We start from the raw sequence: 14,703 nt of genomic DNA, 5'->3' as shown, positions 1-14,703 counted from the left end.
GGTCACCGGCCTCCGTGGCCAGCCGCGCCAGACCGCCCGGCAGCACCACCGGGCTGCCCGAGCCGGCGACGGTGAAGGTGCGCAGCACACTCGCGCGGGGGCTCAGCCCGTCCGGCGTGACGACGTCGTTCATCCACGGCGGCAGCACTTCCGATGCCGCCCAGGCCCACGGTTGCGCCTGGACCCGCGTCCACAGTTCGGCCCGCTCCGCGGCGGTCAGCCCGGCGACGAAGACCCGCGGGTTGTCGGGCGCGGGAGAGATCGGGGCGAGTTGCAGGTCCTCGAGATGGGCACCGACATACCGCAAGGACTCGGCGTCGCCGCACCACCAGGTGCGGGCGGCGGGCAGCAGCGGGTCCTGATCGAGGAGGGCGCGGCTGATCGCGGGCAGGTATGCCGCGAGGGCCGGGTTCTCCAGCACCCCGGCGCCGATCGGGTTCACGACCGTGACGACGCCGCGTCGGGTGGCCTCGACGAGCCCGGGGACCCCGCCCCCGGGGCCACCTGTCAGGTCCAAGGGGTCGGCCCGGCCGCCGTTGACGCGCCGCACGATGACATCGATGGGTTCGGGCCGATCGGTGGTGCGCAGCCACGCGCGTCCGCCGTCGAGGGAGAGGTCTTCGGCGTGCACGATGGGGAAGCCGAGGAGAGTAGCGGTCAGTGCCTCATCGAAGCCCGTCTCACCGCCTTCGGGATCGGTGAGGATGGCCACGTGAGCCAGGTCGCTGGTCTCGCTTGCGGTCTCTTGCAACGCGATTCGCATGGCGTCGAAGAATTCCCGGAGCCGGCGCAGATCGGTCTCGCGGTGCACCGCGGCCAGCGCGCGGGCCGTGACCCGGCGGGTGGCCATCGCATAGCCCGCGCCGACGGGCGCCTGGGTCCGGTCGGCGAGGAGGCGCCATTCGCCGGCCTCGTCGCGGCCGAGATCCGCCGCGGTGAGCACCAGCCGGTGGCGGGTCGATATGCCGTCGGCCTGGGCGACGAACTGCGGATGGCCGATGATGATCTCGGCCGGCAGGACCCCACCGTCGATCAGTCGCCGCTCGCCATAGATGTCGGCGAGGAGCAGGTCGAGCAGTTCGGCACGCTGGGCAAGCGCGGCTTCGAGGAGAGCCCAGTTAGCCGCCGGTATGACGAGTGGCAGCGGGTCGAGTCGCAGCGGGTGCGGACCGTCGGGGCCGTCCGGGCCGACCGCGATCCCGTCGTCCTGCACCAGTTGTGCGACGGCCCCCCGCCGCCGGAGCAGGTCCTGAGGGCTCAGTGCGGCGAGCGCGGCCAGAAGTTGCGAGGGCATCGCGCCCAGACTATGCGCCGGGTGCCACGCGTGGGCGGGCGGCGGGTGGTGGTGATCGCGAAACACGCCGGAAACCCGAGGGCCGTATGTTGCGGCCTGTGAGCGCGTGGATCGATGACTACCGCCCGGGCGGGGGTGTCTATGACGAAATGTTCACGGCCGACCGACAGGTGCGGCCGGCATACGAGCAGGTCGTGGGGGGTCTGGAGCGGATAGATCCCACCGAGATGCGCACGCGGGTGGAGTTCCTGCAGCACATCTACGCCGATCAGGGGGTCACCTTCGACATCGGCGGTCAGGAGACGCCGTTCCCGCTGGACCTGCTCCCGCGGATCATCCAGCCGGCCGATTGGGCCGTCGTCGAGGCGGGGGTGCGGCAGCGGGTGGCTGCGCAGGAGCGCTTCCTCGCCGACGTCTATGGCGAGGGTGATCTCTTTCGTGATGGCGTCATCCCGCGGCAGGTCGTGACGAGTTCGCACCACTTCCATCGGGCGGCGGCCGGGCTGCGGCCGGTCAACGACGTGCGCATCCACGTCGCCGGCATCGACCTGATCCGCGACCCGGAGGGCCGGTTCCGGGTGCTGGAGGACAACTTCCGGGTGCCGTCCGGGGTCTCCTATGTGATGACCAACCGGCGGGCGATCACCTCGGCGTTGCCGGAAGTGGCGGGGGAGCATCGCATCCGGCCGGTGCAGACCTATCCGAGCCGGCTGCGGGCCGCGCTGACCGCCTGCGCCCCGCGCGGCATCGACGATCCGACGATCGTCGTGCTGACGCCGGGGGTCTACAACTCGGCATACTTCGAGCACGCCCTGCTCGCCCGGATGATGGGCGTCGAACTCGTCGAAGGCCGGGACCTGTTGTGCCAGAACGGACACGTGTCCGTGCGGACAACTCGAGGCTTGAGCCCCGTGCACGTGATCTATCGCCGGGTGGATGACGAATACTTGGATCCCTCGCAGTTCCGCGCCGATTCGCTGCTCGGGGTCGCCGGGCTGATCAATGCGGCTCGCCGTGGCAATGTCACGATCGCCAATGCCGTCGGCAACGGGGTCGCGGACGACAAACTGGTCTATACGTATGTCGGGGATCTGATCCGCTACTACCTCGGTCAGGAGCCGGTCCTTCCCGGCGTCGACACGTGGCGGCTGGAGGAGCCCGCGCACCGCGAGGAGGTGTTGGACCGGCTCGATGAGCTCGTGGTCAAGCCGGTCGACGGCTCCGGTGGCAAGGGGATCAGCATCGGGCCGGCGAGTTCCCGCGCGGAGCTGGATGCGTTGCGGCAGCGCATCATCGACGATCCGCGCGGGTGGATCGCCCAGCCGGTTGTGCAGCTGTCGACGGTGCCGACGGTCATCGACGGCACGCTCGCTCCGCGGCATGTCGACTTGCGGCCGTTCGCGATCAACGACGGGTCGGACGTGTGGGTGCTGCCGGGCGGCCTGACCCGGGTGGCCCTTCCGGAAGGCGAGCTCATCGTCAACTCCAGCCAGGGCGGCGGGTCCAAGGACACGTGGGTGCTGGAGGATGACAGCGCACCGGAACCGGTCGTCATACCCAACGCCTTTGTGCCCGAGTCGATCTCGCTGTCGGTGCAGCCGCCGGATCACAACATGGTCGAGCCGCACAGCAAGCAGCAGGAGCAGCAACAGCAAGGAGGCGCGGGAGGATGCTGAGCCGGATCGCCGAATCGCTCTATTGGATCGGCCGCTATGTGGAGCGGGCCGAGGACACCTGCCGGATCCTCGATGTGCACCTGCAGCTGATGGTAGACGACCCGTCGACCGATCCGCAGGAATCGGCGACGACCCTGCTCGCCGTGCTGGGCATGCCGGGCACGACCGGACCGGTGGCGCCGGAAGAACTGCTCACGATGCTGCAGTACGACCACACCTCCACGTGCTCGGTGCTGGCGGCCTTGGAGGGTGCCCGGGAGGCGGCCCGCAGGGCGCGGGAGACGGTGTCGCCGGAGATGTGGGAGAGCCTGAACGCGACGTGGAATGCGGTGCGCGCCGGGCAATTACGGCGGATGCGGCCGGTCGCGGGGTTGACATATGTGCGGGAGCGGTGCGCGCTCATCGCAGGCATGGCCGACTCCACGATGAGCCATGACGAGGGCTGGCATTTCCTGCGGCTCGGGCGAGCGATCGAGCGGGTGGACATGAGCGCGCGGCTCATGCTGTGGGCGGCGGTGAGCCGGCGATCGTCGTCGGCGTGGAACAACGCGTTGCGCGCGTGCGGTGCTATCCATGCCTTCCGGCGCACCCATGGCGCGGCCACCCTGGATGAGGACGCGGCGGAATTCCTGCTCGTCGACCGGCTCTTCCCCCGCTCTGTCGTCTATTCGCTGACGATGGCGGAGTCGGCGCTGGCGGAGCTCGAACCCGGCTCTCTGCGAAGCGGTTTCGACAGCGAAGCGTTGCGCATCCTGGGCCGGGCCCGCACCGAGCTGGAGTATGAACCGTTGAGCGAGTTGCTCACCGAGCTGCCGGAGGCTTTGGCCCGGCTGCAGCAGGTGTGCATCAGCGTCGACGCGGCCATCAGTCAGCGGTATTTCGTCGGGGCGCTGTCCCCGGCGTGGACGGGAGGCGGCGTATGAGCACCACGCTGCGCGTGACCCATCGCACGGGCTACCACTATGCCGGCGCCGCGACATCGTCCTTCAACCAGGCGCGGATGACGCCGGTGTCCAATGTCGACCAGTCGGTGCTCTCCACGCGCATGGAGGTCTCACCGCCGGCGTGGACCCATGCCTTCGTCGACTACTGGGGTACATGGGTCACGGCCTTTGAGGTGCATCGCCACCACGAGGAGTTGCAGGTGCTTTCGACGAGCACCGTCGACGTCCACCGGCGGCAGGACCTCTACCGCTCTGCGTCGTGGGAGACGCTGCGGTCACCCAAGGTCCTCGACGACTTCGCGGAGTACCTAGAGGAGGGGCCGCTGGTAGCCGCCGCGCCGGAGCTGGCGGATGCAGTGCGCGCACTGGCCGAATCCAGCGCTGCACCAAACGAATTCGTCACGTACGTGCGGGATCTGGTCGGTCAGCGGATCTCCTATCTCCCCGGCGTCACGAGCGTGACCACGACGGCTGAGGAGGTCTGGACGAAGGGCGCCGGCGTCTGCCAGGACCTGTCGCACCTGCTCATCGGGGCTCTGCGTAGCGCGGGGGTGCCGGCCCGATATGTGTCGGGCTACCTGATGGCCGGTGACGGGGCCGTGGGTGAGCCGACCACAGGGGAGTCGCATGCGTGGCTCGAGTTCTGGGCGGGCGACTGGGTCGGCCTCGATCCGACCAACTCGGGTGAGGTCGCCAACCATCACATCGTCGTCGGCCACGGTCGCGACTATTCCGATGTCGCGCCGCTGCGCGGCATCTTCACGGGCGGCCCGGCCGTGGACATGTTCGTCGAGGTGTCGGTCACCCGGCTGCGGTAGCGCCGCGAGCGCATGTCAATGGCCGCCGCCGTTCTCGGACCGCAGCAGCAGGCGTCCCACGATCCCGACGGCGAGGACGGCCAGGCCGGCGAGCACCGACGCGGGGGGCAACGTGCCCACCAGCGCCAGGCAGCCGATCAATCCGATGAGCTGCAGCAGGCGCGGTGACCGGCGTTGCTCGATCGGCTGCCGCAAGGCGGCGAGATGGCGACGGCGTAATAGATGAGCACGCCGAAGGAGGAGAACCCGATCGCGCCTCGCAGGTCGGCGACCAGCACGAGCGGTCGAGCGTCTACGAGGTCGGGCAGCGGCTGACCCACTCCTTCGACGCCGTCCCGATCGAGAGCGCGGGAGAGCGGCTGCCGCGAGTGTTCATCGCCGGGGATGCCTGCCACACACACTCCGCGAAGGCGGGGCAGGGCATGAACGTCTCGATGCAGGACGCTTTCAACCTCGGCTGGAAGCTCGTCACCGTCCTGAGCGGGCGGGTGGATCCGACTCTGCTGCAGACCTATTCGGCCGAGCGGCAGGCTGTCGCGCAGGACCTGATCGACTTCGACCGGTTCTGGTCGGGCTTCATCGCCCAGCCCATGGCCGACCCAGCCAACCCACAGGCCGGGGGCGTGACCGCCGACCAGATGCGCGCCGAGTTCGAACGCCAGGGCCGCTACACGGCCGGGTTGGCGACACGTTACGAGGCGTCCAGACTCACGGGATCAGGTGAGAACCAAAGCCTGGCAACGGGTTTCGAGGTCGGCACCCGCTTCCACTCGGCTCCCGTGACGCGCATCGCCGACGGCCGCCGCATGGAACTTGGCCACGTGCACCAGGCCGACGCCCGCTGGCGTCTCTATGCCTTCGGCGACGAGTCCGGTGACGGTCTCCGCGAGCTGGCCGCCTGGCTCAGCACCGACCCCGCCTCGCCCCTGCGCCGGTTCACCCGCGACAGCGACGATCTCGACGCAGTGCTCGACCTCCACGGCATCTTCCAGGGCGATCACCACGACATCGAGGTGACCGGCCTGCCGGAGGCGTTGCTGCCGCCTACCGGGCCCTTCGCCCTGCAGGACTGGGAAAGGCATGGGCCGCAGGCGCCGACGACATCGTCACCGCCCGCGGCATCGACCGATCCGGAGCGATCGTGCTCGTGCGGCCGGACCAATACGTCGCGACCGGCTGGCCACTGACCGCTCGGGGTGAGATCGGCAACTTCCTGGCCGGCGTCCTGACCGAGCCGGCCCGCTGAGAAGGGGGCCCGCGCCTGGTGGCGCGGACCCCCTCATACTGCGGCGTGGCCTCAGGCGGCCACGGCGTCGTGCTCGATCAGCACGGCACCGGATTCGAGCAGCCAGCTCAGCCGGCGGCCGGCGAGGTAGAGCTGCCCGGTGTGCCGATAGATCCGGCCCGACACGGTGTGCACCGTGCCGGAGTGGCCCGTCCACGTTGCCGTCACGGGCGTGTTGTCGACGAAGTCGATCTCCATCTCGGGTGTGCGTCGCACAGTGATTTCACCTCCAAGTCAGGTCGTAGACCGTGGGTATGAACGGTTCCCAGAGCAACGGCATTCCCGCTTCCTCCGGAGTCCGGTCGCCCTTGCGCCAGTTGTCGTACTCACACGCGGCGACGGCGTTCTCCCAGGACGTCGCACCACCGCGCGACTTGGGCAGCACGTGGTCCATCGTCGTTGCCGTCGGCTGCCCGCAATACGCGCACTGGCCGTGGTCGCGCAACAGCACACCCTCGCGGGTGTAGGTGGCCAGCGGGTCCGCCTCGACCCGGGTGACCTTGGTGCCGTGGGCGTAAGTCGCACGTCCGGTCTTGCGGCGCGCGTACTTCCAGACCGTCTTGACATAGCGCGTGAGGATGAGCACCTTCGGCCGCGGCATCGGACCGAACATCTCCGGCCCCTCCTCCACCACGGCGGCGACGCCACGCCAGAGCATCGTGATGGCGTGCCGCACCGAGACGGTGTGCAGGGGCTCGTATGTCGTGTTGAGCACGATGACGGTCATGGGTCACCTCCTCGGCGGGTGGGCAGGACGAATCGACAGGTTGTCTTGGGGGAGTGTCCAGTTCGCGAGTGCCGGTCAGATGGCCGGCCGTGGGCAGTCGCACGAATAGTAGGTGTCCCGGTAGGCGGTGCGCTACGGCTTTTGGTGCACACCAGCTATCAGTAGTCGGGCCGGCGGATCCGCCGCGACCCTGTGACCTGCAGGTATGCGGTGCGGCCCGGTGGATGGGGCGGGTACTCGTAGCTGGTTTGTCCCGCCGCGGCCTGACCTCGTTCTCCCGGATTGCGGGCTCGCCGACGTTGGACGAGGGGTTGCCGATGTCCTGAGACATCGCATGGTCGGGGTGACAGGATTTGAACCTGCGACCTCTTCGTCCCGAACGAAGCGCGCTACCAAGCTGCGCCACACCCCGTGGCTGTCCGCGACTCGCGTCACGGATCGTCGCCACCCGCTGGATGGCGACGCCACAGGATAACCCCAGCGGGGCGGCGGGCAGAAATCGGTTCCGCCTGTGGCGGATCGTCCGCTGCTGTCAGGTGCGCGGGGTCAGGGTGATCAGGCTCGCCTCGGGACGGCAGGCGAAGCGCACGGGGGCATACGGCGAGGTGCCCAGGCCGGCGGAGACGTGCAGCCAGGCGGCGTCGTCGGGTGCCTGCGCCGACGGTATGCCGTTCGCCCCCGGCCACCAGCGCCCGAGCCCCTTCGCGCGGGACCGGTCCAGATCGCAGTTGGTGACCAGGGCGCCATACAGGGGGAGCGCGAGCTGCCCGCCGTGCGTGTGGCCGGCGATGATGGCGTCCACCCCGTCTCGCGCCATCGCGTCGAGGACCCGCGTGTACGGCGCGTGGCACACCCCGAGGAAGACATCGCTGCCGGCCGCCCGCTCACCCTCGACCTCGGCATACCGATCGCGGTCCAGGTGCGGGTCGTCGACGCCGACGAACTCGATGTCGAGCCCGGCCACGTGCAGCTTGCCGCGGGCGTTGTTGAGGTCGAGCCAGCCGGCCTCCCGGGTGAAGGAGTCGATCAACTCGCCGACGGGCAGTGTCCGCTCCTCGTCGAGGGCGACGCGGGAATCCTTGCGCAGATAGCGCGCGGGATTCTTCACCTTGGGCGCGTAGTAGTCGTTGGAGCCGAGGGCGAAGACGCCGGGTATGCCGTAGAGCGGCTCGAGCGCCCGCACGGCGGCGGGCACGGCCTGCAGGTGGGCGAGGTTGTCGCCGGTGTTGACGACGAGGTCGGGTTCGAGGTCGGCGAGCCGGCGCACCCACTCGATCTTGCGGGTCTGGCGGGGCACCAGGTGCATGTCCGACATCTGCACGATCCGGATCGGGTCGGCGCCGGCGGGCAGGATCGGCATCGTGAAGCGCCGCAGGACGAAGGCGTTGCGCTCGATGAGGGAGGCGTAGCCGAGTCCGGCGACTCCCGCTGCGGCGAGCGAGCCGGCGGTCCGGACCAGAGGGTGCATCGCTCCAGTCTCCCAGAGGTCACGCGAAATCGTGTTGCAGCGGATTGGGACAATGGGTGCATGACCGTTTCCAAGGCTTCGCTGCAGTCCGACCTCACCGACGCCATGCGAGCGCAGGACAAGGTGCGCGCCGGCACACTGCGGATGGCGCTGACCGCGATCACCATGGAGGAGTCGGCGGGTGCGCACCACGAGCTGAGCGACGACGAGGTGCTCAAGGTGCTGGCCAAGGAGGCCAAGAAGCGGCGCGAAGCGGCGACGGCCTACACCGATGCCGGGCGCCCCGAACTCGCCGAGGTGGAGAACGCCGAGCTGGCGATTCTGCAGGCCTACCTGCCCGAACAACTCGACGAGGCGGCCGTGGCCGGCATCATCGAGGAGGTGATCGCCGAGACGGGTGCCACCGGTATGGCGCAGATGGGCCCGGTCATGAAGGCCGTCCAGGCCAAGGTGGCCGGCCGCGCGGACGGCAAGGCGGTCGCCGCAGCGGTGCGGGCGGCGCTGGCCAAGAGTTAGGTAAGACGATCTGGCGGTCATGACAGCCAGATCGTCTTACCTAAAGTCCGCTACCCCTTGGTGCCGGTATTGCCGGGCGGTTTGGTGACGGTGTTGCCGCTCGGTTTGGTGGACGTGTTGGTCGCCGGCGTCGTGCTGGTGTTGCCGGGCGGTTTCGTGCTCGAATTCGTGCTCGGCGTGTTGGTGTTCGGGGGCGGCTGGTGGACGACGGGGGGCGGCACATAGCCCGTCGACGGCGAGATGCTGATGATGCTGCCCTGGGCGGCGCTGCCTTGGGGTGACTGCGCAGCGATGGTTCCGGCGGGCATCGTGCTCGACACGGGAGACCCGACGGCGACAGTGAAACCCGCTGCTTCGAGCGTCGCCTTGGCGTTGGCCGTCGCCATCCCGATCACGCCCGGGACGGGAGTTTGAATGCCGTAGAGGACCTTCGAACTCGGGGCAGGGAAGGCTTCATCGGGCATGTCCGCGGTGATCTGCTTCATGATGATGCCCCAGAGCGGGGCGGCAATCGTCCCACCGAACACATTGCCGTAGTAGCGCCCGCCGATCGTGATGCCGTCCATCTCGAGCTGCCTGATCGGGGTCCCCACGTAGACCGCGAGGGCCAGACGCGTGGTGTAGCCGACGAACCAGGACTGCTGGTGGCCTTCGTGCGTGCCGGTCTTGCCGGCCGCGGTCTTGAAGAATCCCGCCTGACTTCGAATGCCGGTGGTTCCCGTGCCGCCGGTGATCACGCCCTTGAGCAGTTCATCGGCTCCGGCGACGATGTCCTTGTCCAGGACCTGCTTGCACTTCAGTGCGGGCAGCTTCAGCTTCTTGCCGTCGGAGGTCGTGATCGATTCGATGGGGCTGACGGGGCACCATTTGCCGTTCGCCGCCAGCGTCGCGTACACATTTGCCAGGGTCAGGGGAGGCATCGAGCCGGACCCGAGGACGAGGTTGGACGGATCCGGTGAGATCTCCTGGCCGTTGCCGTCGAAGGCCGAGAGCCGGTTCCACATGTCCCGGACCTTGCAGCCGCCGAGCTTGATCATCGTTGCCGCGAAGGCGGTGTTGATCGAGTCTGCCGTCGCCTTGCGGAACGTCTGGGTCTCGCCGGTGGTCTGGTAGTCGTTGTTGACCGACCAGCCGCCCTGCTGATAAGTGCGGCATTCGTCGATGTAGACGTCGTTGGGGAAGATGTGCGCGTTCGTCTTGCCCACTCCCGCGTGGGGCGCGGGCACCGAACCGTTGACCGGGATGCCGGCCTCGAGCGCAGTCAACAGGGTGAAGACCTTGGCCGTCGAGCCGATGGGGAAACCGAGCGTTCCCCCGTATGCCGTGGGCACCACCCAGCTCTGGGTGGTCCTGCCCACGGTCGACTTCTTGTCCTTGCTCAGCCCGTATTCGGACGTCTGCGCCATCGCCAGCACCTTGCCCGTGCCCGGCTCGATGACGGCAGCCGCGGCTCCGACGCCGGACGGGTCGCCGGCGGGCACCCTGGACCGAAGGTCCTTGAGGATCTCCTGGTTCCAGTCGCTGCGCAGGGTCGTCTTGATCCGCAGGCCACCCCGATTGATCGCCAGGGTGCGCTCGTCGACATTCTTGCCGAGCACCTTGAGGGTCTTCAGATAGGCGATGACGTAGTTGCAGAAGTAGGGCTCGACGCTGCGGTCGCAGGTGCCGCCCTCGGAGTCGCGGATCCGCAGCAGGCTCTTGACGGACGGCTTCTTGGCGCTGGCCGCCTCCTTCGCGGTGATGATGCCAAGGGCAGCCATCCGGTCGAGCACGATGTCGCGGCGCTTCTGGGCGGCCTCGGGGTTGTTGTGCGGGTCGGAACTGCCGGGACTCTGCACGACACCGGCCAGCGTCGCGGCTTGCGTGAGATTCAGGTCCTTGGCCTTGACGTTGAAATAGTGCCGAGCCGCCGCCTCTACGCCATAGGCCTGGTCGCCGTAATACGCCAGATTCAGATAGCCGGCCAGGATCTGCTTCTTGGTCATCTGCTTCTCGACCTGCATGGCCAGCGCCATCTCGCGCAGCTTGCGGCCGTAGTTGACGTCGACAGCCTCTTCGGCAGCCGCTTCGTCGCCGCGCTTGAGGGCCTCGGCCTGCAGGGTCAGCTTGACGTATTGCTGGGTCAGCGACGAGCCGCCCTGGGTCGCATTGCCGGCCGCGTTGTTGAAGAACGCGCGCGCCGTGCCGCGCACATCGAGCGCGCCGTGCTCGTAGAAGCGGCTGTCCTCGATCGCGATCTGCGCCTTTTGCATGATGGGCGCCACCTTGCTCAGCGGCACCACGATGCGGTTCTGGTCGTATGGCGTGGCAAGCAGTTTGCCGTTGGCGTCGCGGATCTCCGACTGCTGCGAGAGCGCAGTGGTCGTGAAGGTCTTGTCGATATTCTCGAAGGCGTCGATCGCCTTGTTGCTCGAACCGCCCATCGCCCCCACGGCAGGCATGAGCAGGCCCGCAGCGAGCAGGCCCATGGCCACGCTCACCGCGAGGAAGGCGGCCACCAAGGACATCAGGTGTGGCATCGACGCGCGATCCGGGCGGACAGGCATGAGGTTCAGGGTAACTGCCGGACCTGACAACGCCGTTCACGCCGGCACGCGCGCCCGACCGGAGTTCGTCAGGAAAGAATCTCCAATCCGGATGTATCAGCACGTGCCCAACCCCCTCAGTCCCCCGTAGCGGGGAAAGAGAATGGGAGTTGTGGATGAGCGTTCTGGCGCAGATCGAGGCCGGCCACGGCCCGCAGAACTGGGCCGCATTCGGCGCGTGCGCCCAGGCCGACCCGGACGTGCTCTTCGTGCGGGGCAAGGCCCAACACGAGGCGAAACAGGTATGCCGCGAGTGCCCGGTCGCGCTGCAATGTCTCGCCGACGCGCTGGACAACCGGGTCGAGTTCGGCGTCTGGGGCGGACTGACCGAGCGCGAGCGCCGCGCCATCCTGCGATCCCACCCCGATGTCACCTCCTGGCAGGCGGTGCTCCTCTGAGGCGAACGCCGGTCAACCCGCGAGATCGGCGCCGACGGTGCGCAAGCCTTCGACGTCGTGGATGTCGCGGGCAGCGGTGGGCACCTGGGTCACGGCCACACCCGGGTTCGCCGTGCGGAACCGCGCGATCGCGGCCTGATGCCGGTCGGCGCTGGTGACCAGGTCGGCATGCAGCCGCAGCAGGTCGGCGCTCGCGCTGGACGCCGCCGACCCGGCGTCGAGGGCGTCGGCCGCGTCCTCGGCCCGCCCGCGCGACAGCGCCCCGGCGACCATCTGAACGCGGTTGACGACGACCCCGGCGAGCGGCATACGCTCCGTCGCCAGCCGTTCGACGAAGAACGCGGCCTCCCGCAGCGCATCCCGGTCGGGGGAAGCGACGACGACGAACGCTGTCTCGTCGTCCTGCAACAGGGCATACGTCTGGTCGGCGCGCTCGCGGAAGCCGCCGAACATCGTGTCCAGCGCGGCGACGAAGGTCTGCACATCACGCAACAGTTCTCCACCGAGAACGCGCGTCATCACAGTCATCGCCAGCGAGATGGTGGCCGTCGCTGCTTTGAGGTATGCCCGCCCGCCCGCCTTCGCCGGCGCCATCAGGATGCGGATGAAGCGGCCGTCGAGGAAGGACCCGAGGCGCTTGGGGGCGTCGAGGAAGTCCAGGGCGGAGCGCGACGGCGGGGTGTCGACGACGATCAGGTCCCACCGGGCGTCCGCCGCGCTCTGCGCGCGCAGCTGCCCGAGCTTCTCCATCGCCATGTATTCCTGCGTGCCCGCGAAGGAGGAGGAGACCGCGACATAGAACGGGTTGGACAGGATCTGCTGAGCCTTCTCCGGGGTCGCGTGCTGCTCGACGACCTCGTCGAAGGTCCGCTTCATGTCGAGCATCATCGCGTCCATCGAGCCGCCGGCCGAGGTGTCGATGCCGGACACCGGCCGGGGCGTGTTGTCCAGCGCCGTCAGCCCGAGGGATTGGGCCAGCCGCAGCGCCGGGTCGATCGTCAGGACGACGACGCGGCGCCCGGACTCGGCCGCCCGCAGCCCGAGCGCGGCCGCGGTCGTCGTCTTGCCGACGCCGCCGGAGCCGCAGCAGACGATGATCCGCTTGCCCGGATCGGCGAGCAACGCGTCGATGTCCAGCGCCGGCCCGGCCGGTCTCGTCGAGCCCGGTTTCGTCGAGCCCGCTTGCGTCGTGGCACGCGCCATGTCGTCACACCATCCCTTGCACGTGCAGTTCGTCGGCGAGCACCCGTATGCCGCCCGCCTCCAGCCCGTCCGCCAGCGCCGGGAGGTAGAAGACGGCCCGGCCCTGCTCCTGAATCCGCTGGTCCTGTTCCCCTTGGAGGTCGAGGCGTTCGAGGTGGGCCGCCGCCTCGTCCAGGAGGACGTCGGTCATGCCCTTGGGGTCGGGCACGCCGGCGCCGGCGAGGTCGGCGGCGACGTCGGCGCGCAGCCGGGCGCTGGCCCCGCCGGAGAGGGCCTCGAGGTCCTTGTCCTCCAGGATCGAGGTCGTGGACGGCGTCGAGGCACTCCTGGACCGGCATCTCCTCGAGCAGGGTGACGATGTGCACGGCGGTGATGCGGCTCTTGAGCATCGCGGTGATCGAGTCGGCCTGCCCCTTGATCGGCCCCATCCGGGCCACCTCGGCGACCTCCTCGTTGACCCCGAGGAAGCGGGCCACCCGCCCGGTGGGCGGGGCGTCGAGGACTACCGCGTCATACGTCGGGGTCTTGCCGTGCCGCCCGCGGCCCTCGCGGCGACCCACCGCCTCATACACCTTGCCGATCAGCAGCACATCGCGCAGCCCAGGCGCGATGGTGGTGGCGAAGTCGATCGCGCCGATCTTCTCCAGCAGCGACCCGGCCCGGCCCAGCTTGTAGAACTTGTGCAGGTATTCGAGCAGCGCCGACTTGGGTTCGACGGCCATCCCCCATAGGCTCCCGCCCGACGGGTCGTCGAAGATCAGCGTCTCGGTGTGCGACAGCGGGGGCACATCGAAGGTCTGGCTGATGCCCTGGCGGTCCTCGACCTCGGCGAGCAGCACCTTGCGGCCCTGACCCGCCAGGGCGATGCCGAGCGCGGCCGCGACCGTGGTCTTCCCGGTCCCCCCTTTGCCGGTCACGATATGCAGTCGAACGCCCTGAGCGCCGCGGGAATCACTCACCCCGAAACCATACGTCGGCCCGGTGTCGGCAACCGGCGATAGGGTCGGGTCCATGACTCGATGGGAGTATGCAACGGTCCCGCTGATCGTCCACGCCACCAAGCAGATCCTCGACCAGTGGGGCTCCGACGGCTGGGAGCTGGTCCAGGTCGTGCCCGGCCCGGACGGCAACGGCCTGGTCGCCTATCTCAAACGGCCGCTCGACTGAACCCACACAACGCCTTCGCTCCTGCGTCGCTCCGCTATGTCGCGGGGATCCCGGCGCAAGCGGACTGAACCCTACAACCCGGAAGGTATGCCGTGTCTGCTGTAGAAGAACGTCTGGCCGAACTCGGACTCACCGTCCCCGACGTCGTGCCGCCGGTCGCGTCGTACGTCCCGGCCGTGCGTCAGGGCGACCTCGTCTTCACCTCCGGGCAGCTGCCGATGGTGGCCGGGTCGATGCCCGCCACGGGCAAGGTCGGCGAGGGCGAGGGGCTGGTCAGCCCCGAGCAGGCCAAGGAACTCGCCCAGGCGTGCGCCCTGAACGCCATCGCGGCCGTCAAGGCCCTGATCGGCGATCTCGACCAGGTCACCCGCGTCGTCAAGGTCGTCGGGTTCGTCGCGAGCGACCCCGCGTTCACCGGGCAGCCGGTCGTCGTCAACGGCGCAAGTGACTTGCTGGGCAAGGCATTCGGCGACGCGGGCATTCACGCCCGCTCGGCCGTCGGTGTCGTCGCGCTGCCGCTCGACGCTCCCGTCGAGGTCGAGATCATCGTCTCGCTCGCCTGATCCCGACGACCACGCGCCCACATGCGTGACTTCCCCTTCCCCGTGAGCGCCGCGACCGC

General features: G+C 68.9%; 16 protein-coding genes, 1 tRNA gene and 1 pseudogene. 9 read left to right on the top strand and 9 right to left on the bottom strand.

The features are described from left to right. Window positions 1-1,294, bottom strand: a 1,294-nt coding sequence (locus BN11_RS02345; RefSeq protein ID WP_048693966.1) for a circularly permuted type 2 ATP-grasp protein, incomplete at its 3' end; no start/stop codon positions are given. 98 nt (window positions 1,295-1,392) lie between these two features. Between BN11_RS02345 and BN11_RS02340 the strand changes: the two genes are divergently transcribed. The 5 genes from BN11_RS02340 to BN11_RS26315 all read left to right on the top strand — a co-directional run bounded on the left by BN11_RS02340 (window position 1,393) and on the right by BN11_RS26315 (window position 5,978). Continuing rightward, window positions 1,393-2,970: a circularly permuted type 2 ATP-grasp protein gene (locus tag BN11_RS02340; protein WP_407667958.1), complete on the top strand. Its 1,578-nt coding sequence runs from the start codon at window positions 1,393-1,395 to the stop codon at window positions 2,968-2,970. Further along, the gene (locus BN11_RS02335; RefSeq protein ID WP_048693960.1) at window positions 2,964-3,893 is read left to right on the top strand and encodes an alpha-E domain-containing protein; all 930 of its coding nucleotides are present in this window, start codon (window positions 2,964-2,966) and stop codon (window positions 3,891-3,893) included. Before BN11_RS02340 ends, BN11_RS02335 begins: the two co-directional genes overlap by 7 nt. After that, complete coding sequence (locus BN11_RS02330) at window positions 3,890-4,732, top strand: transglutaminase family protein (RefSeq protein WP_048693955.1); 843 nt, start codon at window positions 3,890-3,892, stop codon at window positions 4,730-4,732. Before BN11_RS02335 ends, BN11_RS02330 begins: the two co-directional genes overlap by 4 nt. Window positions 4,733-4,896: 164 nt before the next feature. Beyond that, window positions 4,897-5,919, top strand: a complete 1,023-nt coding sequence (locus BN11_RS02325) for an FAD-dependent monooxygenase (protein WP_157043930.1) — start codon at window positions 4,897-4,899, stop codon at window positions 5,917-5,919. Continuing rightward, window positions 5,874-5,978 carry a hypothetical protein gene (locus tag BN11_RS26315; protein ID WP_456152333.1) on the top strand — a complete coding sequence of 35 codons (105 nt, stop codon included), beginning with the start codon at window positions 5,874-5,876 and terminating at the stop codon, window positions 5,976-5,978. The genes BN11_RS02325 and BN11_RS26315 overlap by 46 nt, the downstream gene beginning before the upstream one ends. A gap of 51 nt (window positions 5,979-6,029) precedes the next feature. Here BN11_RS26315 and BN11_RS02320 read toward each other — a convergent pair whose 3' ends face one another. The 4 genes from BN11_RS02320 to BN11_RS02305 form a co-directional block, all read right to left on the bottom strand. Further along, window positions 6,030-6,233: a hypothetical protein gene (locus tag BN11_RS02320; RefSeq protein ID WP_157043929.1), complete on the bottom strand. Its 204-nt coding sequence runs from the start codon at window positions 6,231-6,233 to the stop codon at window positions 6,030-6,032. A gap of 7 nt (window positions 6,234-6,240) precedes the next feature. Then, window positions 6,241-6,744 (bottom strand): HNH endonuclease, encoded by a 504-nt coding sequence (locus tag BN11_RS02315; protein ID WP_048693948.1) that lies wholly within the window; start codon window positions 6,742-6,744, stop codon window positions 6,241-6,243. 335 nt (window positions 6,745-7,079) lie between these two features. Next, window positions 7,080-7,156, bottom strand: a tRNA-Pro gene (locus tag BN11_RS02310). A 120-nt stretch (window positions 7,157-7,276) separates the two neighbouring features. After that, the gene (locus BN11_RS02305) at window positions 7,277-8,212 is read right to left on the bottom strand and encodes a metallophosphoesterase (RefSeq protein WP_048693945.1); all 936 of its coding nucleotides are present in this window, start codon (window positions 8,210-8,212) and stop codon (window positions 7,277-7,279) included. A 60-nt stretch (window positions 8,213-8,272) separates the two neighbouring features. On the opposite strand from BN11_RS02305, the gene BN11_RS02300 reads away from it, so the two are divergent. After that, window positions 8,273-8,728, top strand: a complete 456-nt coding sequence (locus tag BN11_RS02300) for a GatB/YqeY domain-containing protein (protein WP_048693942.1) — start codon at window positions 8,273-8,275, stop codon at window positions 8,726-8,728. 50 nt (window positions 8,729-8,778) lie between these two features. Here BN11_RS02300 and BN11_RS02295 read toward each other — a convergent pair whose 3' ends face one another. Further along, the gene (locus BN11_RS02295; protein ID WP_083433460.1) at window positions 8,779-11,274 is read right to left on the bottom strand and encodes a penicillin-binding protein; all 2,496 of its coding nucleotides are present in this window, start codon (window positions 11,272-11,274) and stop codon (window positions 8,779-8,781) included. 155 nt (window positions 11,275-11,429) lie between these two features. On the opposite strand from BN11_RS02295, the gene BN11_RS02290 reads away from it, so the two are divergent. Beyond that, on the top strand, window positions 11,430-11,711 hold the full coding sequence (locus BN11_RS02290) for a WhiB family transcriptional regulator (protein ID WP_083433459.1): 282 nt from the start codon (window positions 11,430-11,432) through the stop codon (window positions 11,709-11,711). Window positions 11,712-11,723: 12 nt separating this feature from the next. On the opposite strand, the gene BN11_RS02285 is transcribed toward BN11_RS02290, so the two are convergent. The 3 genes and pseudogenes from BN11_RS02285 to BN11_RS24965 all read right to left on the bottom strand — a co-directional run. Continuing rightward, the gene (locus BN11_RS02285; protein ID WP_048693935.1) at window positions 11,724-12,914 is read right to left on the bottom strand and encodes an ArsA family ATPase; all 1,191 of its coding nucleotides are present in this window, start codon (window positions 12,912-12,914) and stop codon (window positions 11,724-11,726) included. A 4-nt stretch (window positions 12,915-12,918) separates the two neighbouring features. Next, window positions 12,919-13,104, bottom strand: coding sequence for a hypothetical protein (locus BN11_RS24970; protein ID WP_235435633.1), 186 nt, complete (start codon window positions 13,102-13,104; stop codon window positions 12,919-12,921). A gap of 205 nt (window positions 13,105-13,309) precedes the next feature. Further along, window positions 13,310-13,927 (bottom strand): annotated as a pseudogene (locus tag BN11_RS24965) (ArsA-related P-loop ATPase); the annotation flags it as partial. Between BN11_RS24965 and BN11_RS22335 the strand changes: the two are divergent. Together BN11_RS22335 and BN11_RS02275 are read left to right on the top strand one after the other, a co-directional pair. After that, window positions 13,926-14,081, top strand: a complete 156-nt coding sequence (locus BN11_RS22335) for a DUF4177 domain-containing protein (RefSeq protein ID WP_157043928.1) — start codon at window positions 13,926-13,928, stop codon at window positions 14,079-14,081. The pseudogene BN11_RS24965 and the gene BN11_RS22335 sit on opposite strands and share 2 nt — an antisense overlap. A gap of 92 nt (window positions 14,082-14,173) precedes the next feature. Then, window positions 14,174-14,644 carry a RidA family protein gene (locus BN11_RS02275; RefSeq protein WP_048693931.1) on the top strand — a complete coding sequence of 157 codons (471 nt, stop codon included), beginning with the start codon at window positions 14,174-14,176 and terminating at the stop codon, window positions 14,642-14,644. Window positions 14,645-14,703 lie beyond the last annotated feature (59 nt).

Origin of the sequence: Nostocoides australiense Ben110, from assembly GCF_001050535.1 — a bacterium.
Classification (GTDB): domain Bacteria; phylum Actinomycetota; class Actinomycetes; order Actinomycetales; family Dermatophilaceae; genus Nostocoides_A; species Nostocoides_A australiense.
Note: the sequence above shows the minus strand (reverse complement) of the source record. Positions and strands in the feature narration are given on the sequence as shown.

Coding starts and splice junctions, on each gene's coding strand:
- BN11_RS02335 (WP_048693960.1), top strand. CDS start 2,964: ATGCTGAGCCGGATCGCCGAATCGCTCTATTGGATCGGCCGCTATGTG.
- BN11_RS02330 (WP_048693955.1), top strand. CDS start 3,890: ATGAGCACCACGCTGCGCGTGACCCATCGCACGGGCTACCACTATGCC.
- BN11_RS02315 (WP_048693948.1), bottom strand. CDS start 6,744: ATGACCGTCATCGTGCTCAACACGACATACGAGCCCCTGCACACCGTC.
- BN11_RS02305 (WP_048693945.1), bottom strand. CDS start 8,212: ATGCACCCTCTGGTCCGGACCGCCGGCTCGCTCGCCGCAGCGGGAGTC.
- BN11_RS02300 (WP_048693942.1), top strand. CDS start 8,273: ATGACCGTTTCCAAGGCTTCGCTGCAGTCCGACCTCACCGACGCCATG.
- BN11_RS02295 (WP_083433460.1), bottom strand. CDS start 11,274: ATGCCTGTCCGCCCGGATCGCGCGTCGATGCCACACCTGATGTCCTTG.
- BN11_RS02290 (WP_083433459.1), top strand. CDS start 11,430: ATGAGCGTTCTGGCGCAGATCGAGGCCGGCCACGGCCCGCAGAACTGG.
- BN11_RS02285 (WP_048693935.1), bottom strand. CDS start 12,914: ATGGCGCGTGCCACGACGCAAGCGGGCTCGACGAAACCGGGCTCGACG.
- BN11_RS24970 (WP_235435633.1), bottom strand. CDS start 13,104: ATGACCGACGTCCTCCTGGACGAGGCGGCGGCCCACCTCGAACGCCTC.
- BN11_RS22335 (WP_157043928.1), top strand. CDS start 13,926: ATGACTCGATGGGAGTATGCAACGGTCCCGCTGATCGTCCACGCCACC.